Genomic DNA, 18569 nt, shown 5'->3' on the forward strand with positions numbered 1-18569 from the left:
GGGGGGCGTTTTTCTTTGAGTTGTCTATTGCGAAGCGTTTTTGCCGATGAGCGTGTTGCCCGATTCGATGGTCGGCTGGATCGTCATTGCCGTGCTCCTGTTCTGGTTCGTGGGCGCTTACAACCGGCTCGTGCGTCTGCGCGCGGCCGTGCTCCAGGCCTATGCCACGCTCGATGCGGCCTTGCGGAAGCAGCTGGATTTCGTCCAGGCCAGCATCACGGCCGCCCTGCCGGAAAAGGCTGCGTCCAGCCATTCGTCGGCCGTGGCGCCGCTGCAGGCCGCCACCACCCAGCTGGCGACCCTGCTGGGCGCCACCCGGCTGCATCCGCTCGACCCCGGCGGCATGGCCGCGCTGGCCACGGCGCTGCAGGTGCTGATCACGGCCTGGCAGCGCCAGCATCCGGACGCGGTGACGGTCTTCGAGGCGGACGGAACGCTCTCGCGGCCGGCGCCGCTGCTGCCGGCCGGCGCCGGTGCGGCGTCCGGCACGCTCGAACCCATGGCCTGGCCCGAGCCTTCGGCCGCCGCGGAAATCGCACGCAGCCAGTTCAACCTGGCGGTGGGGCAGTACAACGCCGCCATCGTCCAGTTTCCGGCGCTGCTGGTGGCATGGATGGTGCGTTTGCGTCCGGCCGCGCCGTTGCTTTGAAGCCGCCCGGACGCCGGCGCTGCATTTTTTCTTCGTACGCTCGCGGGGCGCCGCGCCTGCGGCGCGCCCGTTGACGCCCATTACCATCGCCCCAACTTGTCAGAACTATCTTCCGATCATTCCGCCGGCACCGCGCCGCCGATGCAACCGCCGCTATGGCGCCAGCTGCAGCTGACTGCGGCGGCGCTCGCGTCGATTCGCGCCGGCAGCTCGGGCAACGTCGCGTTCGAAGCCGTCGAGCCCGCCATGCGCCCCGGCGTGCAGGCGCTCGGTTTCCAGGTGCTGCGTTGGCTCGGCCGCGCCGAGGCCTTGCGCCGCCACTTGGCCAAGCGCACGCCGCCGCCGCTGCCCGACGCGCTCCTGTGCACCGCATTGGCGCTGGCCTGGGATGCGCAGCACGCGCCCTACGAGCCCTTCACGCTGGTCGACCAGGCCGTCGAGGCGGCCAAGCGCAATCCCGCCACGCGCGCGCAGGCGAGCTTCATCAATGCCTGCCTGCGCCGCTTCCTGCGCGAGCGCGACGAGCTCGTGGCCGCGACCGACCATGAACCGGTCGCGCAGTGGAACCATCCGCGCTGGTGGATCGAGCGGCTCAAGCGCGACCACCCGCGCGACTGGCAGCGGGTGCTCGCCGCCGACAACGCGCAGCCGCCGATGACCCTGCGCGTCAACCTGCGCAAGACCACCGTGGCTTCCTATCAGCTCGCGCTCCAGGCAGTGGGCCTCGAGGCCGTCCGGGTAGGGCAGGCGGGCCTGCAGCTGGCGCGTGCGCGCCCGGTGCAGCAGCTGCCCGGCTTTGCCGACGGCGAATGCTCGGTGCAGGATGCCGCCGCGCAGCTGGCGGCGCCACTGCTGCTCGAAGGCCTGCTGCCCGCGGCCGGAGCGGCACCCCTGCGCGTGCTCGATGCCTGCGCCGCCCCCGGCGGCAAGACCGCGCACCTGCTGGAATTCGCCGGCCCGGCGGCCGTCGAGGTGACGGCGCTCGAGGTCGATGCCGCCCGCAGCCGCCGCATCGACGAAACCCTGGGCCGGCTCGGCCTGTCCGCCAGGGTGCTGGTGGCCGACGCCGCGCGGCCGTCCGCCTGGTGGGACGGCACGCCATTCGACGCCATCCTGCTCGATGCGCCGTGCACCGCCTCGGGCATCGTGCGGCGCCATCCCGACGTGCGCTGGCTGCGCCGCGAGAGCGACACCGCCCAACTGGCGGTCCAGCAGGCGGCGCTGCTCGCGGCCCTCTGGCCCCTGGTCCGGCCCGGCGGCCGGCTGCTCTATTGCACCTGTTCCGTCTTCCGGGAAGAGGGCTCGCAACAAATCGATGCGTTCCTTGCGCACAACACCGACGCCCGATTGGGGGCATCGCCGGGCCATTTGCTTCCCCAAAGCGGGGCGAATGCCCGCGCCGTCCCGGACAATCCCTCAGGTGACCACGACGGCTTCTTCTACGCCCTGCTTGAAAAACGTCCGCGCTGAGGCTCGCAGGCGGCGCGTCCTGGCGCCGCTGGCCGGGCTCCTGCTGGCCTGGGCATTGCTGCTGACCTGCCTGCTGCCGATTGCGGTGGCGCAGGGGCGCGTCGTGCCATCGGTCACCCAGATGCGGCTGGAGCAGGCCGACGACGGCGTCTATCTCACCGCGGCCGTGCAGTTCGAGCTGCCCTCGCTGGTCGAGGAGGTGCTCGACAAGGGCATTGCCATCTATTTCGTGGCCGAGGCCGAGGTCTTCCAGGAGCGCTGGTACTGGACCGACCGCAAGGTGGCGCAGGTCACGCGCCACATGCGGCTGGCCTACCAGCCGCTCACGCGCCGCTGGCGGCTCAACGTGTCGCCGGTGCCCATCACCGGCGCCGCGGGATTCGGCGTTTCGCTGAACCAGAACTTCGACAGCCTGGCCGACGCCATGGACGCCGTCAAGCGCGTCGGCCGGCTGCGGCTGGGCGACGTGGCCGAAGTGGGCGACGAGCCGCTGCACCAGGTCGTGTTCCGCTTCCGGCTCGACACCTCGCAGCTGCCGCGCCCGTTCCAGATCGGCGTGGTCGGCCAGGCCGACTGGAACATCGTGGCCGAGCGCAGCGCCAAGCTGGCGCTGGAGAAGCAGCGGTGAGCAACAAGCCGCGCAGCGGCGCAGCGGCCACGCCCGCCGCCCGCCGCGCGCGCGCGCTGCGCTGGGCCGTGGGCGTGGGCGCCGCGCTGGTCACGGCCATCGGCCTGGTGCTGATGTTCCTGCTGGCCCAGGCCACCAACAACCGCGCGCTGTACGAGCGCTACTACGTGCGCCTGTTCGGCATCAACGTGGTGGTGGCGGTGCTGCTGGTGCTGGTGATCGGCTGGGTCGCCTTCCGGCTGCTGCGGCGGCTGCGCCAGGGCAAGTTCGGCAGCCGCCTGCTCATCAAGCTCGCGGCCATCTTCGCGCTGGTGGGCGTGGTGCCGGGCGCGCTGGTCTACGTGGTGTCCTACCAGTTCGTCGCGCGTTCGATCGAGAGCTGGTTCGACGTCAAGGTGGAGGGCGCGCTCGACGCCGGCCTGAACCTCGGCCGCGCCACGCTCGACTCGCTCGCGGACGACCTGGCCGCCAAGACGCGCGTGGCCAGTGCCCAGCTGGTGCAGGTGCCCGATGCGAGCGCCGGCCTCGTCCTCGAGCGCATCCGTGACCAGCTCCAGGCCAGCGACGTGGTGCTCTGGACCGGCACTGGCCAGCTGGTCGCCGGCGCCGGCGCCTCGCGCTTCCAGCTCAACCCCGAGCGGCCGACCACCCAGCAGCTGCGGCAGGTGCGCGCCGACCGCGCCATCGCCCACATCGAAGGCCTCGACGAAACCGCGGTGCCGGGGACCACCCTGCCTCCCGCCACTGTGCGCGCACTCGCGATGGTGCAGCGACCGGGCTTCGACTTCGACACGGCGCCGCGCTTCCTCCAGGTCACGCAGCCGCTGCCGCCCGCGGTGGTTGCCAATGCGCTCGCCGTCCAGGAGGCCAACCGCGAATACCAGGAGCGGGCACTGGCCCGCGAGGGCCTGCGGCGCATGTACATCGGCACCCTCACGCTGAGCCTTTTCCTGGCCGTGTTCGGCGCCGTGCTGCTGGCCGTGCTGTTCGGCAACCAGCTCGCGCGGCCGCTGCTCGTGCTGGCGGACGGCGTGCGCCAGGTGGCCGGCGGCGACCTGCGGCCGACCGCCGTGCTGCAGGGCAAGGACGAGCTGGGCGGCCTCACGCGCTCCTTCGCCGTCATGACCCAGCAACTGGCGGATGCCCGCGGCGCCGTCGAAAAGACCATGGGCCAGCTCGACGCCGCCCGCGCCAACCTGCAGACCATCCTGGACAACCTGACCTCCGGCGTGATCGTGCTCGACGCCAAGGGCACCATACTTTCCACCAACCCCGGCGCCACCCGCGTGCTGCGCGCGCCTTTGGCCGCCTACGAAGGCATGCCGCTCGCCCAGGTGCCCGGGCTCGCGGACTTCGGCAACAGCGTTCAGCAGCAGTTCGACGAGTTCCAGGTCGAGCGCATGCAGCACGGCCTGGACCACTGGCAGCACGCCTTCGAGCTGCATGCCAGCGGCACCGACCTGCCGCAGCAGGACAGCGCCATCAACATCGTGGCGCGCGGCGCCGAGCTGCCGGGGGCCGCGCGGCTGCTGGTGTTCGACGACATCTCCGAAATCGTCTCTGCCCAGCGCGCCCAGGCCTGGGGCGAAGTGGCGCGCCGCCTCGCCCACGAGATCAAGAACCCGCTCACGCCCATCCAGCTCTCGGCCGAGCGGCTCGAAATGAAGCTCTCGGGCAAGGTCGCGCCGCCCGAGCAGGCCGTGCTCGTCAAGTCGGTCAAGACCATCGTCGACCAGGTCGACGCCATGAAGCGGCTGGTCAACGAATTCCGCGACTACGCCCGCCTGCCCGCGGCCGACCTCAAGCCCGTCGACCTCAACGCGCTGCTCACCGACGTGCTCCAGCTCTACAGCGCCGAGAACGCGCCCATTGCGCTGCGCTCCGAGCTGGACGAGCGCTGCCCGCCGATCCGCGGCGACGCCCAGCAGATCCGCCAGGTCATCCACAACCTGCTGCAGAACGCCCAAGACGCCGCCGAGGCCGCCGCCAGCACCACCGGCCGCGCCGGCGAGGTCGTCATCCGCACCCGCCTGGGCGATTCGGGCCAGCGCGTGCGCCTGACCGTGCAGGACAGCGGCCCGGGCTTTGCCGAGAACATCCTCAAGCGCGCCTTCGAGCCCTACGTCACCACGAAAACAAAAGGTACAGGTTTGGGACTGGCCGTGGTCAAGAAGATCGCGGACGAGCACGGCGCCCGCATCGAGCTTTCCAACCGCGTTGTCGATGGGGCTGTAGCAGGGGCGCAAGTCTCGCTATCATTCGCGCTGGCAGGCGAGCCGCAAACAGCGGTCGCTCACACCGAAGATCCGAAGTCTTCCGCCGCCTGAGCGTGAAAGAAACCCGTCGCGCACAGACGATGGGGCGGCTGGCGGACCCTACACACATTGCAGATACCGGCGCATACAACAAGCAGCACTCATGGCAAACATTCTCGTGGTCGATGACGAGCTGGGCATTAGGGACCTGCTCTTCGAAATTCTCAATGACGAAGGCCACAACGTGGAGTTGGCGGAAAACGCGGCCGAGGCACGCGCAGCGCGGCAGCGCGCACGGCCCGACCTCGTGCTGCTCGACATCTGGATGCCCGACACCGACGGCGTCACGCTGCTCAAGGAATGGTCCACTGCCGGGCTGCTGAGCATGCCCGTCATCATGATGAGCGGCCACGCCACCATCGACACCGCCGTCGATGCCACCCGCATCGGTGCCTTCGCATTCCTCGAGAAACCCATCACGCTGCAGAAGCTCCTGAAGGCCGTGGAGCAGGGCCTTGCGCGCGAAAACGCCAGGCGCGCGGCGGCGGGCGTGGTGCCCCCGGCCCCGGGCATCAATCCCTCGGCTGCCATCACCACCACCGGCGACAGCCTGCTGCTGGCTTCGCTCGCCGCCGTGCCGGTGCCCGACGCCGGACCGCAGTCGACCCAGAGCTTCGACCTCGACCGCCCGCTGCGCGACGCGCGCGACGGCTTCGAGAAGGCCTACTTCGAATTCCATCTGGCCATGGAGAACGGCTCGATGACCCGCGTGGCCGAGAAGACCGGCCTGGAACGCACCCATCTCTACCGCAAGCTCAAACAACTTGGCGTCGATCTTTCGAGAGGGCGCAGAAGCGCTGTATAATTTAAGGCTGCACACCAAGGCCCGGTAGCTCAGTTGGTAGAGCAGCGGATTGAAAATCCGCGTGTCGGTGGTTCGATTCCGCCCCAGGCCACCAAATTCCTGCGTCTCTCAAAGGCGCAACCCCAAAAAGCCCCAAGCAAATCAACAGCTTGGGGCTTTTTGCATTCCGAAGCGCCTCAGTTTTTCGAAACCCCGGGTTTACGCCTGGGTCCGAACCCTCAAGTTTCCGCACAGCACTGCCGATATCCCTGGCAACTGGCCCCGCGTCGGCGGCCGTCATGGAAAAGCACATGCGCAATTGGAAGATCAGTGCCCAGCTGGGCGCGGCGTTCGGGATCGTGTTGCTGTTGATGGCGACGGGGCTCGTGATCGGCATCGCGGGCCTTCAGGACATCGCCGCCGGCAGCGGCGTCGCCCCGGAACTGGCACGGCGTATCGGCTCGACACAGAAGCTCATGGCCGGCTTCGGGCTCGCCGCGCTGCTGGCCGGCGTCGGCTGCAGCGTCTGGCTTGCGCGCAGCATCATGCAGCCCCTTGGCGAGGCGATCTTCATTGCCGAGACCGTGGCCTCGGGCGACCTCAGCAAGGAATTCGAGACCGAGCGCGGCGGCGATTTCGGGCGGCTGCTGCGCGGCATGGGCGAGATGGAAGATACGCTGACGGACGTGGTGACGCGCATCAAGGCGTCGACCGATTCGATCGTGGTGGCATCCGGGCAGATCGCAGCCGGCAACCAGGAGCTGTCCTCGCGCACCGAGGAGCAAGCGAGTTCGCTCGAGCAGACCGCGGCCTCGATGGAAGAGCTCACGAGCACCGTCAAGCAGAACGCCGACAACGCTCGCCAGGCCAACCAGCTCGCGCTCTCGGCTTCCGAAGTGGCGGTCAAGGGTGGCAGTGTCGTGGGGCAGGTGGTCGACACCATGGCGTCGATCAATGCCTCGTCCAGGAAGATCGTCGACATCATCGGCGTGATCGACGGCATCGCGTTCCAGACCAACATCCTGGCGCTGAACGCCGCAGTGGAAGCCGCGCGTGCAGGCGAGCAGGGCCGCGGCTTCGCAGTCGTCGCGTCGGAAGTGAGGAGCCTTGCACAGCGCTCGGCTGCGGCGGCCAAGGAAATCAAGGGCCTGATCGACGATTCGGTGGGCAAGGTCGACGTGGGCAGCGCGCTCGTCGGCGAGGCCGGCAAGACGATGGAAGAGATCGTGAGCGGCGTCAAGCGCGTGACCGACATCATCGGCGAGATCACGGCCGCGAGCCATGAACAGGCGCAGGGCATCGAGCAGGTGAACCAGGCGATTGCGCAGATGGACCAGGTGACGCAGCAGAACGCGGCGCTGGTCGAGGAGGCGGCGGCCGCGGCCCAGTCGCTGCAGCAGCAGGCCGACAGCCTCTCGCAGGTGGTCGCAACCTTCAAGCTCGACGACGATGAAGAGGACGGACTCGCCGCCGCGCCGCCCAGGCCCGCACCCGTCCAGGCGCGTGTCGTGCAGCCGGTGCAGCCGGCTCGGCGTGCCCTTGCCGCCGCAACGCAGCGCAAACCGGCGGCGGCCATTGCGGGAGCATCCGCTGCCAGCGGAGACTGGGAGACCTTCTAAGCCCGTGCGTGCGTGCGTGCGCGCCGGCCGCGGGCGGCAACGAACGGTCAGGCCGGCTGCCAGCCAGCCTTGTGCGCATCGGGGTTCTTGTCCGCGACAAGATTCAGCCTGATGCCGTGCTCGAGAAACGCCTTGAGCCCTGCAAGCGTCCAGGTGAAGCCTTGAGTCGACTCGGCAACGTACTTGAAGAGTTCGTCTGCATCGCCCGTCCAGCCAGACTCCGTGATGACGACATAAGTCGTTCCATCTGCGCGTGCGGAGAACTTCCATTCGACCGTTGTGCGGCCGCTGTACCCGTCCCACTCGATCACGATGCGCTTGTCGGGTTCGATGTCTTTCACGAGCAACGACGTGGATGCTCCATACATCTCCCAGTCCCATCTGACCTCATGACCGGTCTCGAGCCGGCCGCTGCTTTGGGTGAACCAGAAGTTGGTTGTCACACGGGGATCGATGAACGCCCCGAACACCTCTGCGACAGGCTTGCGGATGAGCATCTCCGTTTGTGCGACAGGTGCTTTCGTGATCTCGACTTTCATGGATGACCTCCGTGCCAGCTGATATTGGCATGGAGAGCTCCGCACCATGAGCACTCGGCGCCATGGACCCACCCGCAGTGCAGTTTTCTTTCAATATGCAACGCTGCACTCCACCTACGCCAATGTGAGCATCGCCCTACAGAAGAAGCGCTGCAAAAAAATAAGCTGACCGATGGCGAGGCCGAGCAGATGAGATGAAGCGCCTCGTGCAAAGGAAGCCAAAAAATTGGACCCCCCATCCAGAACCTTCGAGCGCCGCGCGCTCCGAATTCCGCTGCGCTCTTCCGTGACGCTGGAGGCTGACCTGTGCCTGCCGGCGGCCTCGCGCGGGATCGTGCTGTTTGCGCACGGCAGCGGCAGCAGCCGCTTCAGTCCGCGCAACCGACAGGTCGCTGAGAGCCTCAACGAGGCCAAGCTGGCCACGCTGCTTGTCGACCTCCTGACCTCCGACGAAGAGGCCATCGACGAGCGCACGCGTGAGCTGCGCTTCGACATCGACATGCTGGCCGACCGGCTCGTCGGGCTGACCGACTGGCTGGGCGACTGCGAGCCCGCCGCGGGTCTGAGGATCGGCTACTTCGGCGCGAGCACCGGCGCCGGTGCCGCGCTGGTGGCGGCGGCGCAGCGGCCCGACGCGGTGCACGCCGTGGTTTCGCGCGGCGGACGGCCCGACCTGGCCGGGCAGGCGCTCGAGCGCGTGCGCGCACCCACGCTGCTGATCGTCGGCGGCAACGACGGGCCGGTGATCGATATGAACTGGCAAGCCCTTGCGGCGCTGCGCGGCGAGAAGCGGCTTTCGCTCGTGCCCGGTGCAACGCATCTTTTCGAGGAACCCGAAGCGCTGGGCGCGGTGTCGAAGCTGGCGCGCGACTGGTTTCGGGACCATCTCGATCCCTCCAGGAGTACGAAGAAATGAGCAAATCACCCAGGCACCAGAAATGGCCCGACCACCAGGTGCGCGAAGAGCCGCTTCGCCAGCCGATGGAGGCCGAGGTCGAAGGCGTGGTCGTCGCGAGCTCGGCGGACGTGATCAAGGTTGTCGAAGACAAGTCGCCGGTGCGCTACTACTTTCCGCGCACCGACGTCCGCACCGACAAATTGAAGCGTTCGCAGACCACGACCGAATGCCCGTTCAAGGGCACCGCGAGCTACTACAGCCTGAACGTGGGCGAGCGGCAGCTGGCCGACGCGATCTGGTCCTATGAGGATCCATACGACGAGCACCAGGCGCTGAAGGGCCGCATGGCCTTCTATGACGACAGGCTGCCGGAAATCCATGTCCGCCCGAAGAGCTGACGCGCCGCAACGCATGAAGAAGAAGGTTGCCCGCGCATGAGTGAAGCGCTCGACACGCTGGCCGATGCAACGCTCCTGGGGCTGGCCGTGCCCGACCTGGCGCTTGCAGCGGCCGCAGCCCTTGCCGCCTACCTGGCGATGCGGCTGGTGCTGCGCTACGTGATCGGGCGTGTGCGCAGCCTCGCCCAGCACACCAGCAATCGCGTCGACGACACGGTGGTCGAGGTGCTGGCCGGCACCAACCGCGCGTTCCTGGTGCTGGCCGCGCTGCTGGTCGGCGTGGGCATGCTCGACCTGCCCGAGCGCTGGAACCAGCGCGTCGGACAGCTGTGGTTCATTGCCCTCGCGCTGCAGGCGGGCCTGTGGTTCACCCGGGCCATCGGCTTCGGGCTGCGCCGCTACGAGCAGCGCCACTCCTCCGCGAGCATGACGCAGATCAGCGCGTCGGCCATGCTGATGTCGTGGTCGATGCGCACCGTGCTGTGGGCGGTGATCCTGCTGGCGGTGCTGTCGAACCTGGGCGTCAACATCACCGCCTTCGTGGCCAGCCTTGGCGTGGGCGGCATTGCGATCGCGCTTGCGATGCAGAACATCCTGGGCGACCTGTTCGCCTCCCTCTCCATTGCGGTCGACAAGCCGTTCGAGGTGGGCGATGCGATCGGCATCGGCGATCTCTCGGGCACGGTGCAGCACGTGGGCCTCAAGACCACGCGGCTGCGCAGCCTGAGCGGCGAGCAGATCGTGATCGGCAACACCGACCTGCTCAAGCAGACCGTGAAGAACTATCGCCGCATGGACGAGCGCCGCATTGCCTTCAAGTTTGGCGTGAGCTACCGCAGCACACCCGAACAGCTGGAGGCCATACCGGGCATCGTGAGGCGGTTGATCGAGTCGCGGCCGTCGCTGCGGCTGGACCGTGTGCACTTCCAGGCCTTCGGCGAAAGCTCGCTCGACTTCGAGGTGGTGTACTTCGTGACCACGCCGGACTACGGGCTCTACATGGACGAGCAGCAGCGTCTCAACCTGCAGATGATGCGCGAGTTCGCTCGCCTGGGCGTGGAGTTCGCGATTCCGGCGCGATCCCTGCATGTGCTGTCGCCCGAGGGCCGGCGCGCGGTGGCGAAGGAACTGGCCGCTCAGGAGGCGTAGGGACGCTGCAGGCAGTGCGCCACCGACGCCAGCAGGTCGTCCGGATGCAGCATGGCCGCGCGTGCCTTCTGCGCGGTTTCGTACTGGTGCAATGCGGCCTGCAGCCGCGGTGCCGTGGCCAGCGCGTGCCAGACCGGAGCCAGCGCGGCGTGCGTTGGCGCTTCGCCGCGCGCGAGCTGCTGCGCGAAGGCCAGGCTCGCGGGCTCGGCGAGCAGCACGGCCTTCGCTGCGGCGCCCAGCGGCTGCGGCAAGGCTTCGGACGGTGCCGAGCAGCAATAGATCACGTGGGGCGGCAGCAGGCGGCGGATCGGGCGCAGGCCCTGCAGCGATGCGCCGGCGATGCGCTGCTCTCCGTCGGCCGATGCAAAGGCGTAGACCGCGTCGGCACGGGCCTGCGCAAGGCGCCGCAGCCCGCGCAGCAGGCGCGGAAAGTCGGACGTGGCGGCGGCCGGCGATGCCTTGGTTTCGGCAAGAAGAACGAGGCTGGCGCCACCCGCTTCGCCGCGCACGATGGCGGCGTCCCATTCTTCCTTGGCCTTGCCCGCTTCTCCCGGAAATCCGCGCGGCGTGCGAAGACCGCGTGCGACGCGGTAGGTGGAGTCGGCTTCCCGGCAATGGCGGTTCAGCATGTCGGCGATGCTGCGAAACGCCTCGACAGCGGCCTGCTCGGCGATCCGGCCCTGCTGCGCCGATGCGCGCCCTTCGGCGGCCGCGGCATCGCTGCCCGCGAGCGGTCCGCGCTGTTCGCACAGCGCCTGGTAGCGCTGCACGCGCTCGAGCCGGAGCAGCTCGCTGCCGCGGACCAATCGCTGCAGTGCGGGGCTGGAGCGGATCGCATCCAACGGCGCGCGAAAGTTGTCGGGGCCCGGGAGTTCCTGTGCGAGCAGCTGCCCGATGGCCTCTGCAAGCTCCGCCCAAGCGCCCGCTGCTGCAAGGCCGTGCAGCCGGACCAGCGCGTCGCGCACGGCGCCGGCCGCCTCGCGCCGCAGCTTGCCGGGGTGCGCGATGGCATCGACCGCCATCCTCAGGGTGCGCCGATCCGCCGCGCGCTGCCTGGACAGCTGCACATGTTCATGCACCTGCGCGTCCTGCGCTTGCAGCATCGCGGCCTTGAACGCCGGGTCGCCGTATTCGGGCGCGAGCGCGTCGCGGATCAACTGCGCCAGCGCGCGGGTGAAGAGCGCCTGCGCACCGTCGTCGCCGGCTGGCGCCGCGGGCGATGCCTTCTCGATGCGCGCAACCTCGATCGCAAAGGCGATCGTGGCTTCGGTGCCGCCGGCCACGGCCGCCTCGGCGTCGGCCGCCAGGGGCGGCAGGCGGTACCTGCGCGGAGCGGTGCGCAAGGCAGCCAGGAGAAGCGCGTCGAGGTGATGCGGCTGCAAATCCATTCGAACGTACTTCAATGCTGAAAGATCGTTGGTTGCCCTGGGGAGCGAACTTCGCTGGCCCACTCTACGTCATCGAAGCGCATGTGGTCGTCGGCGTGACATTTCTGAGCGCATCGATGCTCCGGGTGACACCAATGTCATCCGGGGCAGGGCTTCTGGCGCGTTCACGGCGTTTCGTCGCCCGTGTTCGATCAGGCGGCGAATAGGAAAGGATTCATCCGCGGATCGGGCATGCATGTTGCGGTAACGAGTTAACAAAACTCGATCCCGACATGCATCAGTCACAAAGCGAAAACAACACCAATCCCCTGGACCGTCGCGCGTTCTGCGTGGGCGCCGTGAGCCTCGCCGCCCTCGGCACCACCGCCTGCGGAGGAGGTGGCGGTGGCGGCGGTGTGGCGGGCGGCCTCGGCGCGCTGGGCAGTGCGCCGCAGGCGGACGCATCGGCCCCGGCGGCCGCCCCGCCAGCCGCGCCCGACGCACCCGCTGCGCCCGACGCGGCCCCTCCCGCACCGCAGGCGCGCAAGTTCGTGCACCCCGGCCTGCTGCACACCGAGGCCGACTTCGAGCGCATGCGCCAGAAGGTCGCGGCCAATGCGCAGCCCTGGGTCGCCGGCTGGAACGCGCTCACGTCCAACGGCCGTTCGCAGCTCGGCGCCAAGCCGCGGCCGCTGGCCACGGTGATACGCGGCGGCGACGGGCAGAACTTCGCGCAGATGTACATCGACATCGCGCGCGCCTACCAGCTCGCGCTGCGCTGGAAGGTGTCCGAGGACACGCGCTATGCCGACCTCGCGGTCGTGTTCCTCAACGAGTGGTCGGCCACGCTGACCTCGATCCAGGGCAATGCCGACCGCTTCCTGGCGGCGGGCATCTACGGCCAGCAGTTCGCGAACGCGGCCGAGATCATGCGCTCCTATCCGGGGTGGGCGGCCAGCGATTTCGCGCGCTTCCAGAACATGATGCTCACGGTGTTCTATCCGCTCAGCCACGACTTCCTCACCAGGCACAACGGTGCGGTGATCACCAACTACTGGGCCAACTGGGACCAGTGCGCGCTGGGCTCGATCCTGGCGATCGGCGTGCTGTGCGACCGGCTCGACCTGTACGAGGAGGCGATCAGCTACTACAAGACGGGCCAGGGCAACGGCGCGGGCCTGCAGGCGGTCTACCACGTGCATCCCGGCTATCTCGGCCAATGGCAGGAAAGCGGCCGCGACCAGGGCCACTGCACGCTGGGCATCGGCCTGGCGGGCGCGTTCTGCGAGATGGCCTGGAACCAGGGCGACGACATCTACGGCTACGAGAACAACCGCTTCCTTGCCGGCGCCGAGTACGTGGCCAAGTCCAACCTGCGCGACGGCACCGGCGACTTCTACGCCGTGCCCTTTCTCACCAGCGCCAATCGCCAGGGAACGAAGACCGTGCTGGGGGACGGCCTCGGCCACCGGCGCGGCATCTGGGAAAGCGTCCACAACCACTATGCCAACCGCCTCGGCATCGCCACGCCCTACACCGCGCTGCAGGCCGAGCAGATGCGGCCCGAGCTGGACGGCAACAACGGCGACCAGCTCGGCTTCGGAACGCTCACCTACACACGCGATCCGATCGCGACGCCGGTGCGGCCGAGCGGGCTCACCGCGCGCGTGCACGGACCGCAGGTCGAGCTGTCGTGGTGGGGCTGCACCGGCGCGCTGAGCTATTCGGTCAAGCGCGCCACCATGGCGGGCGGTCCGTATGCCACGGTAGCCGCGGGCATCAGCGATACGCTGACCTTCATCGACAGCACCGTCGCGCCCGGGGTGGTGTACCACTACGCGGTGGTGGCGCTGACCGCGGCCGGAGAGGGCAACCCCTCCGACGAGGTCAGGGTCGCCCTCAAGCCCGAACTGCTGCTGCAGCGCGACTTCGGCGAAACGCAGGCGGCCGACGACTACGCCGAGCTCCCCGTGGGCGTGGTGAAGAACCTGGCCGACTTCACCATCGCATGCCGCGTGTTCCTGGACGAGATCCCGACCTGGTCGCGCGTCTTCGACTTCGGCTCCGGCGAGCGCCGCTACATGATGCTCACGCCGCGCAGCGATACCGGCAAGGTGCGCTACGCCATCTCGCCGGTCCACGGCTACAACATGCAGATGATCGAAGGCACGTCGCCGCTGCCGACCGGCCGCTGGGTGCATGTGGCGGTGACCCTGTCCGGCACGCTCGGCACGCTGTACGTCGACGGCGCGGTGGCCGGCAGCAATGCGCAGATGAGCTTCGCGCCCTGCGAACTCGGCGAGACGACGAAGAACCTGCTCGGGCGTTCGCAGTATCCGAACGATCCGCCGCTGCGCGGGCGCCTCGGCGATCTCCGCATCTACCATGGCGCGCTGGGCGCCGCGGAGGTTGCGGCGCTGGCCTAGGGCCGGACGCTAGACGGCCCCGTGCGCCTCCACGTAGAGCGCATAGAGCGAATGGCTGCTCGCCATGTAGAGGCGGTTGCGCTTGGGCCCGCCGAACTCGAGGTTGGCGCAGCGCTCCGGAAGGCGGATGAAGCCGATCGGCTTGCCTTCGCGGTTGAAGACCTTCACGCCGTCCATCTCTTCGGATTTTCCGAGCGGCAGGTGGGCCTTCAGGCCGCCGCCGACGTCGGTGGGCTCGGGCGCGAATGCGCCGTTGAAGCCCCATCCGCACCAGAGGTTGCCGTCGCGGTCGACGCGGAATCCGTCGAGCGCGCCGGGGCCGTCCGCGTCGATGAGCTTGGTCTTGTTCGACACGCTGGCGCCATCGGCTGCAACGTCGTAGCTCCAGATGCTGCGGTTGGGCGTGCCCTTCCACTCGACCACGTAGAGCTTCTTCTCGTCCGGCGAGAACGCGAGCCCGTTCGGGTTCACCAGATCGGTGATGACGGCGCTGAGCTTGCCGTCGCTCGCGATGCGGTAGACGTTGGTGGTGGCCTGCTCCGGCGTGGCCTTCGATCCTTCCCACTCGCCGTTGATGCCGAAGGTCGGGTCGGTGAACCACACGCTGTCGTCCGACTTCACGACCACGTCGTTGGGCGCGTTGAGCTTCTTGCCCTCGTAGCTGTCGGCCAGCACGGTCATGCGGCCGTTCTTCTCGGTGCGCACCACGCGGCGCGTGACCGAATGCTCGCAGGTGACGAGGCGGCCCTGGCGATCGCGCGTGTTGCCGTTGGCATAGTTGGCGTTCTGCTTGTGCACCGTGAACTTGCCGGTCTTCTCGTCGTACTTCATGAGCCGGTTGTTCGGAATGTCGCTGCACAGCAGGTAGCCGCCTTCCGGAAAGTACACCGGCCCCTCGGCCCAGCGCATGCCGGTGCCCAGTTGCTCGACGGTGCTGCTGTAGATGCGGTACTTGGCAAAGCTCGGATCCAGGATCAGCACCGACGGGTCCGGATAGCGCTGGCTGGGCTTGAAGTCGAAGGACTGCGCGCCGGCCAGCCCGGCGAAGGCGGCCAGTCCGGAGCCCGCGGCATTCTTCAGGAAGCGGCGGCGAGGCTGGAGGGCTTTGTTCTGCATCTGTAGATCTCCTTTGTCGTTGTGGAAAACCGGCGGACGCCGATCTTACGTACCCGCAGGGCGCAGCCGGGCCCTTCGCTGCGCGAAGTGCGACATGGCTTACTTGCGGTCCCCGAGACTGCCGACACAACCCGCCCGCCGCACGCCTAAGCTGGGCCTTGCAGCGAGCCTGCGATCCGACTCTGCTGCAGAAGGGGCATGCGATGACTCAGGTACATGAAGTGATGACGCGCGGCGTTCGCACGGTCGCACCGGGCGACACCATCGTGCAGGCGGCCAAGGCGCTCGAGGAGCTTGAGGTGGGCGTGCTGCCGGTCTGCGACGGCAACCGGCTGGTCGGCGTGGTGACCGACCGGGACATCGCCGTGCGCGGCGTGGCCCGCGAGATCGATCTGGGCGCTTCGCCGGTCAGGCAGATCATGACCGCCGACGCGTACTGGTGCTATGCCGACGACACGGTTGACGAAGCGCTCAGCCAGATGAGCGCGGTGCAGATCCGCAGGCTTCCGGTGGTCGACCGCGACAAGCGCCTCGTGGGCATCCTGTCGCTGGGCGACGTGGCGGCCAAGGGCGAGGCCGGTGCGGCGGCCGATCCGCTCGGGAAGATCTCCGAGCCTGCGCGGCCGAGGCACTTGTAGCAACGGCCCGCGGGCCGTGCGTCAGCGGCTGGTTTCTCTCAGGCGCTCTGGTTGGCGGGCTGGCTGGGCGCGCGCCGGCGAATCTCGCTGTAGAGCGCGCGCTGTCCCGCGGCCAGCGCGGCCTCATAGGTGTCCGCCGGATCGAAGGCGTCGCGAAGCACCTTGGGGTTCGCTCCTTCCGCATCCGTTTCGAGCAGGCGCCAGACAAATGAACCGAGGGCTGGCTCCTCGATGATGAGTTCGATGGGCTGTGTCATCCGTCCAACTTGCATGAATCCGCGCCAGATGTATGTAGGCCGAATTCGAATGCTGCCGGCCCGGCGCCCGATGGCGCGTCAAGGTCAGCCGGGCTTGCCGCCTGCGCCCTCTGCCCTCAGCCGCAATGCATTGCTGATGACCGACGCCGAGCTCAGGCTCATCGCCAGCGCCGCGATCATCGGCGACAGCAGCCAGCCGGTGAACGGGAACAGCACGCCCGCGGCCAGCGGCACGCCGAGCGCGTTGTAGACGAACGCGAAGCCCAGGTTCTGCTTCATGTTGGCGACGGTCTTCTCGGAGACGATGCGCGCCTGCGCAATGCCGCGCAGGTCGCCCTTGACCAGCGTGACCTGGGCGCTGTTCATCGCCACGTCGGTGCCGGTGCCCATCGCCACGCCGACGTCGGCCCTGGCGAGCGCGGGCGCATCGTTGATGCCGTCGCCGGCCATCGCGACGATGCGGCCTTCTTGCTGCAGCTTCTCGACCAGCGCCAGCTTGTCGGCCGGCTTGACTTCGCCGTGCACTTCGTCGATGCCCAGCCTGGCGGCCACGGCGCGCGCGGTGGTCAGGCCGTCGCCCGTGGCCATGATCACGCGCATGCCCGATGCCTTGAGCGCCGCCAGCGCTTCCACGGTGGTGGCCTTGATTGGATCGGACACGGCAAGCAGGCCGGCAAGCCTGCCGTCGGCCGCCAGGAACATCACGCTGGCCCCTTCGGCGCGCAGCGCCTCGGCTTGCGGCCTGAGCGCGTCGACCGGCACGCCAAGCTGATCCATCAGCGCGGTGTTGCCGAGCGCCAGCCGCTGGCCACCGACGCTGCCGTTCACGCCGATGCCGCTCGCGGACTCGAACTCGTCGGCCGCGGCCAGTGAGAGATTGCGCTCGCGCGCCGCACGCACGATGGCATGCGCCAGCGGATGCTCGCTGCCCTGGTCCAGGCTTGCCGCGAGGCGCAGCACATCGTCCTCGGTGAAGCCGGGCAAGGCCACCGCGCGTTCGAAGCTCGGCCTGCCTTCGGTCAGCGTGCCTGTCTTGTCGACGATGAGCGCATCGACCTTGCGGAAGTTCTCGATGGCGGCCGCATCGCGGAACAGCACGCCCTGCGTGGCGGCCTTGCCGGTGGCCACCATGATCGACATCGGCGTGGCGAGGCCGAGCGCGCAGGGACAGGCGATGATGAGCACCGCCACCGCATTGATGAGGCCGTGGGTCCAGCTTGGCGCCGGCCCGAAGAATCCCCACGCGAAGAAGGTCAGCAGCGCGATGCCGATCACGGCCATCACGAAGTAGCCGGCCACGTGGTCGGCCATGCGCTGCATCGGCGCGCGGGAGCGCTGGGCCTGCGCCACCATCTGCACGATGCTCGCGAGCACGGTCTGCGAGCCGACCTTTTCCGACTGCATCACCAGCGCGCCGCTCGTGTTGAGCGTGGCGCCGATGAGCTTGTCGCCCGCCCGCTTGGTCACCGGCAGCGGCTCGCCGGTGAGCATGGACTCGTCGACCGCGCTCGCGCCCTCGACCACCACGCCGTCCACCGGCACCTTTTCGCCGGGCCGCACGCGCAGTTTGTCGCCGACGTGCACGTGGGCGATCGGCACGTCTTCTTCCGTGCCATCGGCGCCGATGCGCCGCGCCGTCTTGGGCGCGAGGCCCAGCAGCGACTTGATCGCGGCCGAGGTCTGCGAGCGCGCCTTGAGTTCGAGGATCTGGCCGAGCAGCGTGAGCGAGATGATCACCGCGGCCGCCTCGAAGTACACCGCCACGCGGCCCATCGACATGAACGCGTCGGGAAACACGCGCGGCGCCACCGTGGCCACCACGCTGTAGGCGAAGGCCGCCGCGGTGCCCAGGCCGATGAGCGTCCACATGTTGGGGCTGCGGTTAGCGACCGATTGCACGGCGCGCCTGAAGAAGGGCCATCCCGCCCACAGCACGATGGGCAGCGAAATAACCAGCTCGATCCAACTCTGCGTGGCCATCTCGAACCACTGCAGCCGGTGCCCCGCCATGGCGAGCACGGCCACGGCGAGCGTGAGCGGCAGCGTCCACAGGAAGCGGCGCTTGAAGTCGCGCAGCTCGGGGTCTTCGCCCTCGTCGAGCGGCGGCATCTCGGGCTCCAGCGTCATGCCGCACTTGGGGCAGCTGCCCGGATGGTCCTGCCGGATCTCCGGATGCATCGGGCAGGTGTAGATGGTGCCGGCGGGCGCAGGCGCGTGCGCATGCGGCGCGCGGTGGCCTTCGTGATGCGGATGCTGCGGTGCCCCGGAATGCACGTGGTTCATCGAGTGCTCCAACGAGAAAACAGAAAGATGCTG

General features: G+C 68.5%; 16 protein-coding genes and 1 tRNA gene. 12 read left to right on the forward strand and 5 right to left on the reverse strand.

Annotated features, from left to right (window positions below; all coding sequences use genetic code 11):
- The first annotated feature begins 46 nt into the window (after positions 1 to 46).
- From ACAM54_RS03200 to ACAM54_RS03230, 7 genes are all read left to right on the forward strand, one after another.
- The gene (locus tag ACAM54_RS03200; protein ID WP_025569414.1) at positions 47 to 649 is read left to right on the forward strand and encodes a LemA family protein; all 603 of its coding nucleotides are present in this window, start codon (positions 47 to 49) and stop codon (positions 647 to 649) included.
- 141 nt (positions 650 to 790) lie between these two features.
- A complete protein-coding gene (gene rsmB, locus ACAM54_RS03205) occupies positions 791 to 2119 on the forward strand; it encodes a 16S rRNA (cytosine(967)-C(5))-methyltransferase RsmB (protein ID WP_209502728.1) in 1329 nt (442 codons plus the stop codon).
- The gene (locus ACAM54_RS03210) at positions 2100 to 2747 is read left to right on the forward strand and encodes a DUF4390 domain-containing protein (RefSeq protein ID WP_025569416.1); all 648 of its coding nucleotides are present in this window, start codon (positions 2100 to 2102) and stop codon (positions 2745 to 2747) included. Before rsmB ends, ACAM54_RS03210 begins: the two co-directional genes overlap by 20 nt.
- The gene (locus tag ACAM54_RS03215; protein ID WP_025569417.1) at positions 2744 to 5074 is read left to right on the forward strand and encodes an ATP-binding protein; all 2331 of its coding nucleotides are present in this window, start codon (positions 2744 to 2746) and stop codon (positions 5072 to 5074) included. The genes ACAM54_RS03210 and ACAM54_RS03215 overlap by 4 nt, the downstream gene beginning before the upstream one ends.
- 91 nt (positions 5075 to 5165) lie before the next feature.
- Positions 5166 to 5867 (forward strand): response regulator, encoded by a 702-nt coding sequence (locus ACAM54_RS03220; RefSeq protein ID WP_025569418.1) that lies wholly within the window; start codon positions 5166 to 5168, stop codon positions 5865 to 5867.
- 18 nt (positions 5868 to 5885) lie between these two features.
- Positions 5886 to 5961: transfer RNA gene (locus ACAM54_RS03225), tRNA-Phe, on the forward strand.
- Between the two features lie 196 nt (positions 5962 to 6157).
- Complete coding sequence (locus ACAM54_RS03230) at positions 6158 to 7465, forward strand: methyl-accepting chemotaxis protein (RefSeq protein ID WP_369649808.1); 1308 nt, start codon at positions 6158 to 6160, stop codon at positions 7463 to 7465.
- A 47-nt stretch (positions 7466 to 7512) separates the two neighbouring features.
- Here ACAM54_RS03230 and ACAM54_RS03235 read toward each other — a convergent pair whose 3' ends face one another.
- Positions 7513 to 8004 (reverse strand): SRPBCC family protein, encoded by a 492-nt coding sequence (locus ACAM54_RS03235; protein ID WP_369649809.1) that lies wholly within the window; start codon positions 8002 to 8004, stop codon positions 7513 to 7515.
- Between the two features lie 226 nt (positions 8005 to 8230).
- Here ACAM54_RS03235 and ACAM54_RS03240 point away from each other — a divergent pair, with 226 nt between their 5' ends.
- The 3 genes from ACAM54_RS03240 to ACAM54_RS03250 are packed head-to-tail and all read left to right on the forward strand — an operon-like array spanning position 8231 to position 10449.
- Positions 8231 to 8920 (forward strand): dienelactone hydrolase family protein, encoded by a 690-nt coding sequence (locus tag ACAM54_RS03240; RefSeq protein ID WP_145742351.1) that lies wholly within the window; start codon positions 8231 to 8233, stop codon positions 8918 to 8920.
- Positions 8917 to 9300 (forward strand): DUF427 domain-containing protein, encoded by a 384-nt coding sequence (locus ACAM54_RS03245; protein WP_369649810.1) that lies wholly within the window; start codon positions 8917 to 8919, stop codon positions 9298 to 9300. The genes ACAM54_RS03240 and ACAM54_RS03245 overlap by 4 nt, the downstream gene beginning before the upstream one ends.
- Before the next feature lie 36 nt (positions 9301 to 9336).
- On the forward strand, positions 9337 to 10449 hold the full coding sequence (locus ACAM54_RS03250; RefSeq protein WP_369649811.1) for a mechanosensitive ion channel family protein: 1113 nt from the start codon (positions 9337 to 9339) through the stop codon (positions 10447 to 10449).
- Here the strand turns inward: ACAM54_RS03250 and ACAM54_RS03255 are convergent.
- On the reverse strand, positions 10437 to 11837 hold the full coding sequence (locus ACAM54_RS03255; protein WP_369649812.1) for a hypothetical protein: 1401 nt from the start codon (positions 11835 to 11837) through the stop codon (positions 10437 to 10439). The two genes, ACAM54_RS03250 and ACAM54_RS03255, sit on opposite strands and share 13 nt — an antisense overlap.
- 272 nt (positions 11838 to 12109) lie before the next feature.
- Between ACAM54_RS03255 and ACAM54_RS03260 the strand changes: the two genes are divergently transcribed.
- Positions 12110 to 14242, forward strand: a complete 2133-nt coding sequence (locus ACAM54_RS03260) for a LamG-like jellyroll fold domain-containing protein (protein ID WP_369649813.1) — start codon at positions 12110 to 12112, stop codon at positions 14240 to 14242.
- 9 nt (positions 14243 to 14251) lie between these two features.
- Here the strand turns inward: ACAM54_RS03260 and ACAM54_RS03265 are convergent, their stop codons facing one another.
- A complete protein-coding gene (locus ACAM54_RS03265) occupies positions 14252 to 15358 on the reverse strand; it encodes an SMP-30/gluconolactonase/LRE family protein (protein WP_369649814.1) in 1107 nt (368 codons plus the stop codon).
- A 203-nt stretch (positions 15359 to 15561) separates the two neighbouring features.
- Between ACAM54_RS03265 and ACAM54_RS03270 the strand changes: the two genes are divergently transcribed.
- A complete protein-coding gene (locus ACAM54_RS03270; RefSeq protein ID WP_369649815.1) occupies positions 15562 to 15996 on the forward strand; it encodes a CBS domain-containing protein in 435 nt (144 codons plus the stop codon).
- Positions 15997 to 16034: 38 nt separating this feature from the next.
- On the opposite strand, the gene ACAM54_RS03275 is transcribed toward ACAM54_RS03270, so the two are convergent.
- Positions 16035 to 16253, reverse strand: a complete 219-nt coding sequence (locus ACAM54_RS03275) for a hypothetical protein (protein ID WP_369649816.1) — start codon at positions 16251 to 16253, stop codon at positions 16035 to 16037.
- Between the two features lie 84 nt (positions 16254 to 16337).
- Entirely contained in the window at positions 16338 to 18536 is a 2199-nt protein-coding gene (locus ACAM54_RS03280) for a copper-translocating P-type ATPase (RefSeq protein ID WP_369649817.1), read from the reverse strand.
- Between the last annotated feature and the right edge of the window lie 33 nt (positions 18537 to 18569).

Source organism: Variovorax sp. V93 (assembly GCF_041154485.1).
GTDB classification, from domain to species: Bacteria; Pseudomonadota; Gammaproteobacteria; order Burkholderiales; family Burkholderiaceae_C; genus Variovorax; species Variovorax beijingensis_A.